The sequence below is a fragment of the Rhizobiaceae bacterium genome (genome assembly GCA_023953835.1).
GTDB lineage: Bacteria > Pseudomonadota > Alphaproteobacteria > Rhizobiales > Rhizobiaceae > Mesorhizobium_G.
Window position 1 is genome coordinate 1,176,216 of the sequence record JAMLJB010000001.1, and the last position, 12,137, is coordinate 1,188,352.

At 60.9% G+C, this 12,137-nt stretch carries 12 protein-coding genes and 1 tRNA gene; 12 read left to right on the forward strand and 1 reads right to left on the reverse strand.

The genetic code is table 11. The annotated features are described in order from the left end of the window. Position 1 precedes the first annotated feature (1 nt). A complete protein-coding gene (locus tag M9924_05530) occupies positions 2-808 on the reverse strand; it encodes an undecaprenyl-diphosphate phosphatase (GenBank protein ID MCO5063863.1) in 807 nt (268 codons plus the stop codon). A 148-nt stretch (positions 809-956) separates the two neighbouring features. On the opposite strand from M9924_05530, the gene M9924_05535 reads away from it, so the two are divergent. From M9924_05535 to M9924_05590, 12 genes are all read left to right on the forward strand, one after another. Continuing rightward, complete coding sequence (locus M9924_05535) at positions 957-1,649, forward strand: glutathione S-transferase family protein (GenBank protein ID MCO5063864.1); 693 nt, start codon at positions 957-959, stop codon at positions 1,647-1,649. Next, complete coding sequence (gene queG / locus M9924_05540; GenBank protein ID MCO5063865.1) at positions 1,630-2,790, forward strand: tRNA epoxyqueuosine(34) reductase QueG; 1,161 nt, start codon at positions 1,630-1,632, stop codon at positions 2,788-2,790. Before M9924_05535 ends, queG begins: the two co-directional genes overlap by 20 nt. Continuing rightward, the gene (locus tag M9924_05545) at positions 2,787-3,689 is read left to right on the forward strand and encodes an SDR family oxidoreductase (GenBank protein ID MCO5063866.1); all 903 of its coding nucleotides are present in this window, start codon (positions 2,787-2,789) and stop codon (positions 3,687-3,689) included. The genes queG and M9924_05545 overlap by 4 nt, the downstream gene beginning before the upstream one ends. Before the next feature lie 79 nt (positions 3,690-3,768). Continuing rightward, positions 3,769-4,851 carry a penicillin-insensitive murein endopeptidase gene (gene mepA, locus M9924_05550; protein MCO5063867.1) on the forward strand — a complete coding sequence of 361 codons (1,083 nt, stop codon included), beginning with the start codon at positions 3,769-3,771 and terminating at the stop codon, positions 4,849-4,851. Between the two features lie 119 nt (positions 4,852-4,970). Then, positions 4,971-5,300 carry a methylglyoxal synthase gene (locus M9924_05555; protein MCO5063868.1) on the forward strand — a complete coding sequence of 110 codons (330 nt, stop codon included), beginning with the start codon at positions 4,971-4,973 and terminating at the stop codon, positions 5,298-5,300. Between the two features lie 22 nt (positions 5,301-5,322). Next, a complete protein-coding gene (locus M9924_05560) occupies positions 5,323-6,348 on the forward strand; it encodes a glucokinase (protein MCO5063869.1) in 1,026 nt (341 codons plus the stop codon). Positions 6,349-6,461: 113 nt separating this feature from the next. Continuing rightward, positions 6,462-8,282 (forward strand): ABC transporter ATP-binding protein/permease, encoded by a 1,821-nt coding sequence (locus M9924_05565; protein ID MCO5063870.1) that lies wholly within the window; start codon positions 6,462-6,464, stop codon positions 8,280-8,282. Next, the gene (gene dapB / locus M9924_05570) at positions 8,279-9,094 is read left to right on the forward strand and encodes a 4-hydroxy-tetrahydrodipicolinate reductase (protein ID MCO5063871.1); all 816 of its coding nucleotides are present in this window, start codon (positions 8,279-8,281) and stop codon (positions 9,092-9,094) included. Before M9924_05565 ends, dapB begins: the two co-directional genes overlap by 4 nt. 20 nt (positions 9,095-9,114) lie before the next feature. Beyond that, the gene (locus tag M9924_05575; GenBank protein ID MCO5063872.1) at positions 9,115-9,732 is read left to right on the forward strand and encodes a 2,3-bisphosphoglycerate-dependent phosphoglycerate mutase; all 618 of its coding nucleotides are present in this window, start codon (positions 9,115-9,117) and stop codon (positions 9,730-9,732) included. A 71-nt stretch (positions 9,733-9,803) separates the two neighbouring features. Further along, positions 9,804-9,888: transfer RNA gene (locus tag M9924_05580), tRNA-Leu, on the forward strand. A 248-nt stretch (positions 9,889-10,136) separates the two neighbouring features. Continuing rightward, entirely contained in the window at positions 10,137-10,880 is a 744-nt protein-coding gene (locus tag M9924_05585; protein ID MCO5063873.1) for an alpha/beta hydrolase, read from the forward strand. Beyond that, complete coding sequence (locus M9924_05590; protein MCO5063874.1) at positions 10,877-12,133, forward strand: alpha/beta hydrolase; 1,257 nt, start codon at positions 10,877-10,879, stop codon at positions 12,131-12,133. The genes M9924_05585 and M9924_05590 overlap by 4 nt, the downstream gene beginning before the upstream one ends. The last annotated feature ends 4 nt before the right edge of the window (positions 12,134-12,137 follow it).

Consider the following 12,137-nt stretch of genomic DNA (forward strand, 5'->3'; position numbering starts at 1 on the left):
ATCAGCCGTAGACCAGCAGGGCGGCAAGCCCGAGCCCGCCGACAATCAGACGCCACCAGCCGAACACCGAATAGCCGTGCTTCGATACGTAGCCCAGCAACGAGCGCACGACGATGACCGCCATCACGAAGGCAGCGACGAAGCCGGTTGCGATGATCGGCAGGTCGGCTGCGGAGAGAATGTCGCGGTTCTTGAAGAGATCGAACGCGAAGGCCCCGGCCATGGTGGGCATTGCGAGAAAGAAGGAAAACTCCGCCGCAGACCGCTTGTCGGCCCCCATCAGCAATGATCCGACGATGGTCGCACCGGAACGCGAGGTGCCCGGAATCATGGCAAGGCATTGCACGAGGCCGATCTTGAAGCAGAGCGACAGCGGGAAATCCATCACATCGAAATAGCGCGGCTTCAGAGGCGCGCGATCAATAAGAAGCAGGATGACACCGCCGATGATCAGCATGATGCAGATCAGTATGGGCGTCTCGAACAGCACGGTCTTTATGAAATCATGCGCAAGGGCGCCGATGACGGCGGCAGGCAGAAAGGCAAGCAAGATTCCCGCCACGAAGCGCTGTGTTTTGGGGTCGGAGGGCAGGTTGCGCGCAAGGTCGATCAGCTTTCCGGCATAGACGGAGAGGATGGCAAGGATCGCGCCGAGCTGGATCAGCACCTCGAATGCCTTGCCCGTGGACTGGAAGCCCAGGAAGTGGCCCGCAAGGAGGATATGGCCGGTCGAGGACACCGGCAGAAATTCGGTCAACCCTTCCAGCAGGCCGAGCAGAAGCGCTTCGACAATCGTCTGATTTTCCATGATGCTCTCGGATGTGGCGGGAGTGCATTCCCTGCGATTGCTTGTGTTCGCCCCGAACAGACCCTATAGGTCTCTGCGATTCTGCCCAAGGGCGACCGAAGACTTATCGGGCCGGCACGCAGTTTACCAGATCATTCGTTGCAAATTCATGCTCACGCTCTTCCATCATCCATTGCTTCCGTCATCCCGGTTCATCCGGCTCGCCTTTGGAGAGAACGGAGAGGAACTGGAGCTGATCGAGGAACTGCCCTGGAGCCGACGCAAGGAGTTTCTGGCGATCAATCCGGCGGGTTCGCTGCCGGTGTTGCTCGCCGAGGGCGACGTTCCAATCGTGGGCGCAACCGTGATTGCCGAATATCTGGATGAAACGCGAGGCATATTGAAGCGGGACCGGCGGCTGCTGGCGGAAAACCCGATGGATCGCGCGGAAATTCGCCGGCTGGTCGACTGGTATCTGGTCAAGCTCGACGGCGAGGTCAGCCGCCATCTGGTGCGCGAACGCATATTCAAGCCCATGATGCCGAAGGAACTGGGAGGAGGCTCGCCCGATTCCACCGCGATCCGTACGGCCCGCGCAAACATCAAGCAGCATATGAAATACACCAACTGGCTGGCCGGATCGCGCAACTGGCTGGCCGGTCCGCGCCTGACCTATGCCGACCTCGCAGCAGCGGCGGCGCTTTCGGTGCTCGACTATCTGGGCGAGGTGGACTGGCGCGACAACAACGCCGCGCGCGAATGGTATGCACGCGTCAAGTCGCGTCCATCTTTCCGTTCGCTGCTCAACGATCGCATCAGGGGCCTTGCCCCGGCAGCGCACTATGCGGACCTCGATTTCTAGCGATAAGCTCCGGGCGCTCATCGAGCGCGATGCCCGCAAGGCGGGGTTCGATGTCGTGGGCGTGACAACTCCTGACGCCGCGCCGCTGGCAGGAAAGCAACTCGAGCAATTCGTCGCCGCAGGTTTTCACGGTTCGATGGCATGGCTGGAAGAAACGCTGCGGCGCAGGAGCGATCCCCGGAACCTGTGGCCGGAAGTCCGCTCCATCGTCATGCTGGCGATGAACTACGGCCCCGACAGCGACCCGCTGGACGATTTGAAGCGGCGCGACCGCGCGACGATTTCCGTCTACGCGCGCAACCGCGACTATCACGATGTCATCAAGGGGCGGTTGAAGGAAATTGCCGGCAGGATCGCCGCGCAGGGCGACGCCGATGTCAAGGTTTTCGTGGATACCGCGCCGGTCATGGAAAAGACGCTGGCCGCAGCGGCTGGCATCGGCTGGCAAGGCAAGCACACCAATCTCGTCAGCCGCACATATGGTTCGTGGCTGTTCCTCGGCTCCATATTCACGACTGCCGTGCTGGAACCCAACGCGCCCGAAGCCGACCATTGCGGCTCGTGCCGCGCCTGCCTCGACATTTGCCCGACAAACGCGTTTCCCGAACCCTACAGGCTCGATGCGCGGCGCTGCATTTCCTATCTGACCATCGAGAACAAAGGACCGATCCCGCACGCTTTCCGTGCGGCGATGGGCAACCGCATCTATGGCTGTGACGACTGCCTTGCGGTCTGCCCCTGGAACAAGTTTGCAAGCATGGCGTCGCAAGCCAAGCTCGCGGCGCGCGACGATTTGCGTTCCCCTGCCCTCTCCGATTTGCTGGCCTTGGACGATGCCTCGTTTCGCCATCGGTTTTCCGGCTCGCCGGTGAAGCGGATAGGGCGGGACCGCTTCATCCGCAACGTGCTGATCGCGGCGGGAAATTCCGCCGAGCCGGCGCTCGCCGAACCATGCAAGCGCTTGTTGCAGGATGACTCTCCATTGGTTCGCGGTGCGGCGGTGTGGGCACTGTCGCGCCTGCTGGATCGTTCGACGCTGGCCGGGCTGGCGAGCGACGACCCCGATGCGGACGTGGTGCACGAATGGCGTCTTGCGCTCGCATCCGATACGGGTGATGCAGCCATGGGAGGTGGTGGATGAACGTGCTGGTGTTCGGCGCAGGCTATTCGGGCAGGCGCTTTGCCGAGATGCGGCCCGGCGGCGTGGCGATTGCCGGCACCACGCGCACCCGCGAAAAGTTCGGCATGCTGCGCGGCGCAGGCATCGAACCGTTCGTCTTTTCCGGCCAGCCGATCGAGAATGGATTGCAGCAGGTAATGGAGGAAGCCACGCATCTGGTCGTGTCTATTGCACCGGACGATGCAGGCGATCCGATATTGGCGGCCCTTGCAAGCTTGCCCGGCGCAATGCCGAAGCTGAGATGGATCGGCTATCTTTCGACCGTCGGCGTGTACGGCGACTATGGCGGAATGTGGGTGCACGAAGGCAGCAGGTGCAAGCCTGTTTCAAACCGCTCGCGCCTGAGAGTCGACGCTGAAAAGGCGTGGCTGGATTTTGCCGCGTCGCGGGGCCTGCCTGCCGCCATATTGCGCCTTTCGGGGATCTACGGGCCGGGCCGCAACGCCTTCGTGAACCTTCACAACGGGACGGCCAAAAGGCTGATAAAGCCGGGGCAGGTGTTCAATCGTATTCACGTCGACGACATTGCCGGCTCGATCTGGCATCTTGTGGCTTCCGGTACGGGTGGCATATTCAACGTCACGGACGACGAGCCTGCACCCCCGCAGGATGTCGTGACATATGCCGCGCAATTGATGAGCGTCGAGCCACCACCCGAAATTCCTTTCGCGTCTGCCCAACTTTCGCCAATGGCGCGCTCTTTCTATGGCGAGAGCAAGAGGGTGTCGAACGCATTGCTCAAGGCTGAGGGCTATTCATTCCGCTACCCGGACTATCGGGCAGCACTTTCGGCAATGTGGCGTGAAGGGAATTGGCGGGGATCGGACCGTTCCGATGCGCGCAGCCCCATAAGACCGTAGGGACCGGGCGAGGTGAGAATTTACGATTGCGTAACCATCCCGCTCCAATCTTGCACCGCATTTTTTCGGGGACGCTGACATGACCGGATGGGTTGAAAGAGGTTTCAGGAAGGCGTCCTTGCTGCTTGCCGTCGCGCTGTCGTTCAGCGTGTTCGCACCGACCGCACAGGCGGATGGTCTCGCGAAGAACCTCTTTGGCGCAAAGAAACTTCCTGCTGCCGCCGAGCCGCAGTCCTACGGCTTCTACAGCAAAGGCTGTTTCGCAGGAGGCATGGCCATCGCGGCAGACGGCCCGACATGGCAGGCGATGCGGTTGTCGCGCAATCGGCGTTGGGGCCATCCCACAATGATCCGACTGCTGGAAAAGCTGTCGCAGGACGCGGTGCAGGACGGCTGGCCCGGGCTTCTGATCGGAGACATCTCACAGCCTCGCGGCGGACCTATGCTGTCCGGGCATGCGTCGCACCAGATCGGCCTGGACGCCGACATCTGGTTCACGCCCATGCCGAAAAAGCGACTGTCTGTCGCGCAGCGCGAAAGCGTCAGCGCGGTTTCGATGATCAAGAAAGGCGGGCTGACCGTAGACGACCAACGCTGGTCGGACTCGCGCATGCGCTTGCTCAAGAGGGCCGCGAGCTATCCAGAGGTCGAGCGCATCCTTGTGCATCCGGGCATCAAGAAGAAGCTTTGCGACACGGTGACCGGAGACCGCTCATGGTTGCGCAAGGTCCGGCCTTTCTGGGGTCATGACTATCACTTCCACGTTCGCATCGGGTGCCAGCCGGGATCCGCGGGTTGCAAGGAACAATCCGCGCCGCCACAGGGCGACGGATGCGACAAGTCGCTGGCTTGGTGGTTTACCGAGGAGCCGTGGCGGCCCAACAAGAACCCCGATGCGCCGAAGGCACGCGACCTGATGAAGCTTTCGAACCTGCCCAAGGCCTGCGTCGCGGTCCTCAATGCGCCATCGCCGGAATCCGAGGCGGTGGTGACCCTTGGCGGCGGGGGCGTGCCGCAAACTTCGGTTGCGTCAGGACCCGAACCAACGCCAACGGTCGACACCGCCCAGCCGCCCGCCGCAGCGAACGCCTACAGCGCAACACCGGATGTCGGCATTCCGGTTCCGCGACCACGCGCGGCAATCGGAGGTTCAAACCGATAGCCGGCAGCGCCCCTTTCGATCCGCCGCGACTTTGATTAGGGTCGGGTAGTCAATCGGGAAGGACCTGCCTTTTGCCACTGCGTATCGCCCTTGTCGCGCATGACCAGAAGAAGGACGACATGGTGGCGTTCGCCAGCGAGCATGTCGGCTTTCTTTCGCAGTGTATCCTGGTTGCGACCGGAACGACGGGCCAGCGCATTGCCGAAGCGTGCCCGCAACTGAGCATCACGCGCATGAAGAGCGGGCCTCTCGGCGGCGACCAGCAGATCGGCGCCCTCATCAGCGAAGGTGAGATCGACATGTTGATTTTCTTTGTTGATCCGTTGACGCCCATGCCGCATGACGTGGACGTGAAGGCGCTGACGCGGCTCGCAACGGTGTACGACATTCCGATGGCGCTCAACCGTTCGACCGCAGAAGCAATTCTCTACGCGCGGAAAGACGGCTAACCGTTCAAGGTTCGGGGGGAGCATGAGCAAAGCGCATCGGGAGATCGCGACACCGACCCTGATCGGCGACATTGGCGGCACGAATGCGCGCTTCGCCGTCGTGCCAGACGCGGAGCACCCCACGATTGAATTTCCCGTGGTGCAGACCAAAGATTTCGAGACGCTTGATGCCGCCATCGCCGAAACGGTCCTTGCCCGCTCGCCCGTCAAGCCCCGGTCCGCCATCATCGCCATTGCCGGGCCGGTCGATGGCGACGAGATCAAGCTGACCAATTGTCCGTGGGTCGTGCGGCCCCGAAGCATGATCGCCGAACTCGGATTCAGCGACGTGGTGGTGCTCAACGATTTCGAAGCGCAGGCGCTTGCGGTCGTCGCGCTCGGATCCGAGCATCTGGAAAAGATCGGCGGCGGAGATGCCGAGAAGGATGCCGCGAAACTGGTGCTCGGACCCGGCACCGGACTTGGCGTGGCGGGGCTCATTCATTCGGCGGGGCGATGGATCCCGGTTCCCGGCGAAGGCGGGCATATGGATCTCGGCCCACGGTCGCCGCGCGATTTCCAGGTATTTCCCTTCATCGAAAAACTGGACGGGCGAATTTCCGGCGAACAGATTCTTTGCGGGCGTGGACTGGTGAACCTCTATCGCGCGATTGCGAAGGCTGACGGTATCCCGCCTGCCTATACGCAGCCGTCCGAAATCACCCTTGCGGCCCTGTCCAAATCCGACCCGGTGGCCGTGGAAGCCCTTTCTCTTTTCACGACCTATCTCGGGCGGACAGCCGGCGACCTTGCCCTCGTGTTCAAGAGCCAGGGAGGCGTGTTCCTGACCGGAGGCATCGCACAGAAGATCGTTCCGGCCTTGCAGGAAGGCGCATTCCGCGAGGCCTTCGACGACAAGGCCCCGCATCGCGGATGGATGAGCGAAATTCCGATTCATGTCATTACGCACCCGCTTGCCGCCCTGCAGGGACTGGGCGCTTATGCCCGCAATCAGGCCGCGTTCGGCGTCGAAACGGAAGGTCGCCGCTGGCACGCCACAGCGCCGTAAAATCATGGTCCGGCGATAGGCAAAAGGCAAACTTGCCGCTATAGGGGGCCCGGAGCAAAACCCCTCAGGGACTCACACCGCGCGTGGAAAAGGCGTCAAAAAGCAACCGCAACATGGGCGAGATCGCAGACCTTATTGCGCGGATCCTGCGTGAGAACGGGCGCGACTATCGCGCGCAATATATTCTCGCCACGATTCTGCTGATTGTCATCGGCGCAACGTCCGGTCTTTTCGCGCTTATCATGCGTTACGTGATCGACGATATCTTCTATCGCCAGCGGGGCGACCTGATTGCGCTGATCAGCGGGCTGGTGCTCTGCACCTTCATTTTGCGCGGCGTCGCCACATATTGGCAGTCGCTGACCATGGCGCGCATCGGAAACAATCTGATCGCGCGCTATCAGGCCAGAATCTTCGATCACCTGATGAGGCTGGGCATCGATTTCTTCTCCGACCGCCGCTCGGGCGCACTTGCCGCGCAGATCAATGAGAACGTTACCGGCATCCGCGATCTGGTCGGGCTGACCCTGACATCGATTGCGCGTGACGCCGTGTCCCTCGTCTTTCTGCTCGGCGTGATGGTCTGGCAGGACCCTCTGCTTTCGGGAATGGTGCTGCTGATCGGCCCGCCGCTCGTGATCGGCGTCGGCTATCTCGGCAGAAGGCTGCGGGCGGTCACGCGCCAGTCGGTGGAAATCAATTCCCGCCTGATCGGCGCGATGCAGGAAGCGACCCAGGGCATCGCGGTCGTCAAGGCCTTCACGATGGAAGACCAGCTCTCGACGCGGCTCCGGAAACTGGTCGGGCAGGCGGAGGAAAGGTCGAACAAGATTGCAAGCGTTACGGAGCGGCTGGGTCCCATCACCGAGACGCTGGCCGGGTTTGCGATTTCCGGTGTCATCGCCTATGCGGGCTATCGCGCCATCGCCTTCCAGCAGCCGCCGGGAAACATATTCTCGTTCATCACCGCGTTCCTGCTCGCCTATGATCCGGTCCGCCGGCTTTCCCGCGTGCATGTCGGGCTGGAACGCGCATTGGTCAATGCGCGCATGATCTACGAAATCCTCGATCTGGAGCCGCGCCAGCGGGACGAGCCCGGCGCGGTTGAACTTGCCGTCGGCAAGGGCGAAGTGCGCTTCGACAATGTGACCTTCGCCTATGGCGACAATTCGCCCGTTCTCCATGGCGTCAGCTTCATTGCCGAGGCAGGCAAGACAACGGCCATCGTCGGAGCGTCGGGCGCGGGCAAATCGACCCTCGTTTCCTTGCTGGAACGCTTCTACGACGTGCACGATGGAGCGATCCTTATCGACGGACAGGACATCGCCCGGATCACGAAATCGTCGCTGCGCCACTCGATGGCCTTCGTTTCCCAGCAGCCTTACCTGTTCGAAGGGACGATCCGCGACAATATCCGCTATGGACGTCCGGACGCGACCGACGCCGAAACGGAATTTGCTGCGCGCAAGGCGGCGGCCGACGGCTTCATACGCCAGCAGCCACAAGGCTATGAAACATCCGTTGGCGAGAATGGCGCAACGCTTTCCGGCGGACAGCGCCAGCGCCTTTCCATCGCGCGGGCCATCGTGCGAAATGCGCCGATCCTGCTTCTGGACGAAGCGACTTCGGCGCTCGACAATGAATCGGAAGCATTGGTGCAGGCTGCGCTCACTGAAATCATGCGCGACCGCACAACCATCGTTATCGCCCACCGGCTTTCGACGGTCATCAACGCGGACAAGATCATCGTTCTCGAACAGGGCCGGGTGGTCGAACAAGGCACCCATCGCCAATTGCTCGCAGACAAGAACGGAATTTATGCGCGCTTCTACCTGCTTCAGACGGACAAGGGCGGGTTGGGCCTTGAGGGGGAGACCGTCACCGACGCGGAGCCGGCGCCAAAGGTCGCGAAGCGGCGGAGGGCAAAAGCATGAGCGAAATGAAGCTGGTCGTGGTCGGCGCAGCCGGTCGCATGGGGCAGACGCTGGTGCGGGCCATCGCCGCGGCGCCCGGCGTTACGTTGGCCGCTGCCGTCGAGCGCAAGGGCGCCGCGCAGATTGGCCGCGATGCGGGCGAGTTGGCAGGCGTCGGCAAGATCGGCGTTGCGATCACCGATGACCCCCTTCCCGCATTCGCAAGCGCGGACGGGGTCGTCGATTTCACCTCTCCGTCCGCCACGGTCGAGTTCGCCGGTTACGCCGCGCAGGCGCGCATCGCCCACATCATCGGCACGACAGGTTGCTCGGTTCAGGACGACGCGAAGATTGCCGCCGCCGCCCGTCACGCCACAATCGTCAAATCGGGAAATATGAGCCTCGGCGTCAATCTTCTCGCAGCGCTTGTGGAGCAGGCAGCTAGCGCACTCGACGCGACCGACTTCGACATAGAGGTTCTGGAAATGCACCACAGGCACAAGGTCGATGCCCCGTCCGGCACCGCCCTGATGCTTGGCGCAGCAGCGGCCAGCGGACGCGGGGTTACGCTTGCCGACCAGAGCGTGCGTGTTCGTGACGGCGTTACCGGGCCGCGCAAGGAAGGCACCATCGGCTTTGCCACGCTGCGCGGTGGCTCCGTGGTAGGTGATCATTCGGTGATATTGGCCGGCAGCGGTGAGCGCATCGTGCTTTCGCACCATGCCGAGGACCGCGCGCTTTTTGCCAAAGGTGCGATCACCGCCGCGCTTTGGGCCCGCGACAAGAAACCGGGCCTCTATGCCATGCGCGACGTACTTGGACTCAATTCATAAATCCGAACATAGGAGACACAATGTCCAGAACCCTGGTGCTGGTCCGTCACGGCCAGAGCGAATGGAACCTGAAGAATCTCTTCACGGGCTGGCGCGACGTCGAACTTACCGAACAAGGCCGGCTGGAGGCCAGCACGGCAGGAGAGAAGCTGAAGGCCCTTGGTTTGAAATTCGACATTGCATTCACATCGGACCTCAAGCGCGCGCAGGCGACCTGCCAGCTCATTCTGGATGTTATGGGCCAGGACAAACTTCAGACGATCCGCAATGTCGCGCTCAACGAACGCGACTATGGCGACCTCTCGGGCCTGAACAAGGACGATGCCCGCGCGAAATGGGGCGAGGAACAGGTGCACATCTGGCGGCGGTCCTACGACGTGCCCCCGCCGGGTGGAGAAAGCCTGAAGGACACCGGCGCGCGCGTCTGGCCCTACTATATGCACGTCATGCAGCCGCATGTGCTGCGCGGGGAGACCGTGCTCGTCGCCGCGCACGGCAACTCGCTGCGCGCGATGATCATGGCGTTGGAAGGCATGACCGGCGAAGAGATCGTCAAGCTTGAACTCGGAACCGGGGTGCCGATCGTCTATCGGCTGAACGCCGATTCGACGGTGGCCTCCAAAGAGGTGCTCTCCTGAGCCTTTCTATGCATCATGCAGAAAATGCGCGTTGACAGCGGCGGCTTGCCCGCTTACATCACCGCGCACCAGCCCAGATGGCGGAATTGGTAGACGCGCACGGTTCAGGTCCGTGTGCCGCGAGGCGTGGAGGTTCGAGTCCTCTTCTGGGCACCATTCCCATGCACAAATTGTGCCCTTACAAAAAGCTAGGTCCTTTCAAAGCCTTGCGCTCATCCTTGCCGTGCACAAAGGTGCGTAACGCAGGTCTCCGGCTGGTCGCACCGATGGGGCGAAATGATCCAGACCTCGGAATGCATCAAGTTTCGGGGTAGGCCATTTCACCTCGGCTGTAGAGTTTTTGGTGGCAGGTTGAGGAACAACACATTTTGTTCCAGGATGTACCGCCAGAGCATGGGAATTTCATGCGTTTCGTAATAGCTCTACTTCTTTCCCAGATCGTAATCCCGGCTGCATCGGCGCAGGAATGCGTTGTGCTCCTGCACGGATTGTCACGCAGTGACAACTCCTTCTGGGTCATGGAAGAGGCCTTGAGGGCATTCGATTTCAAGGTTGTGAACGAAAGCTATCCTTCGGTCGATGCTCCGATCAACGAGCTGATCTCCTATGTCGACAAATCTGTATCGGCTTGCGGCACGTCTTCGAAATTGCATTTCGTCACCCATTCGATGGGCGGCATTCTGGTGCGCGCCTGGCTATCCAAGAACCGACCCGCCAATTTCAGCCGCGTCGTTATGCTTGGACCGCCAAACCATGGATCGGAACTGGTCGATGTGTTCGGCGAACTTAAACTCTTTGAGTTTTTCAACGGGCCAGCCGGAATGCAGCTCGGCACCGGTCCAGATAGCTTACCCAACAAGCTAGGTCCGGCAGATTTCGAGCTTGGGATCATTGCAGGATCCCATTCGGTGAATCCACTGTTGTCCTCAATGTTTAGGGGACCGAACGACGGCAAGGTTTCGGTCGAGAGCACCAAACTGCAAGGCATGACAGATCACATTGTTATCAGCACCACGCATACGTTCATGATGAACAATCCGCTCGTCATCGCGCAGACGATCGAGTTTCTCCGCACCGGTCGGTTTGATCACGAGTTGACGATGGGGAAGGTGTTTCAACGGGCGTTGCGAGGGCGAGAAGTACAATGAAGGCGAGGCTGCGCTATTTCGTCTACTTCCTGCTCGCGCTCATCGCTCTCGTCGTCGGGCTATCGCTCTATCAGCCCCCGATGAGACTGATGCCCGCACCCACCGTATTCCTCAACGAACGAAATCCTTTCAGCATCAACCCAAATCTCAGTGAGGACCCTGAGATCAAAGTGTTCTATGCCACCAACCGGTTGCCGATCGGCCCAAGAGCCAACAGGATTTACGCCATCGTTCCAGGTCGCGACGTGCATCTTGGACTTGCGACGGTGCGCATCGGACAAGAAGGTACGACCTGGGACAATATCTATGCTCTCTCCACCGGGGCAGGCGATGACACGCGACCGTTTCTCCATTTGGAGAACCTCAATGAGCAGGCGAACATCGAAAGCGACGGTAAGCTTGATGCGGAAGCCAGGGCCTGGTTTGCCGAGATCGAAACGGCGCTACAGAACAGTCTGGACAAGGACATCACGGTTTACGTCCATGGTGCAAACACGACCATGGAGCGCGCGGCCGGACAAGCCGCTCAGTTGCATCATTTCACGGGACGAAACTCGGTGGTCGTGATGTTCGCATGGCCAACCGCCGAAAACTTCCTGCGTTATTCCCGGGACATGGAAACGGCATTTGGCGCTGCTCCTCATCTGGCCAAACTGATCGAACTCCTGGCCGGGAACACCACCGCACGCAACATCGATGTACTCACATACAGTGCCGGCGGCACAGTTGGAAGCGACGCGCTGGGCAGGATTGGTGATGATGTCACCTTGCATGGTAGCCAGAATCCCCGCATAGGCGAAGTCTACCATGCCGCACCGGATGCCGATTTCCGGAGTTTCGTTAACGACATGCAGAAGTACGCTGCCATCGCGCGTCGCATGACAGTCGCGGTGAACATGAACGACGCCGCGCTGCGCTTGTCGCAACTCGTCAATCGTGCTTCCCGCGCCGGCCGCCCCGACTTGACCGAACTCAGTCCGGAAGCCAGCTCATGGTTGCTTGAAGCTCAAGAGCAATACGGCCTTGAGGTCGTCCAAGTCCGTCCTGAAAATATTCCGGGCATGTCACGATGGTCGCACACCTTCTGGTACGAAGATCCATGGGTTTCGACTGATGTGCTGGCCACGCTCCTTTTCCATCTCTCGCCGTCCGACCGGGGTCTGGAAGAGGAAGATGCCCGCCCAAAGGGCCGCTACTGGACCTTTGCAGCGGATCATTTGAAGAGACTGACCGAGGCGATGGCCAGACGCTGATCTT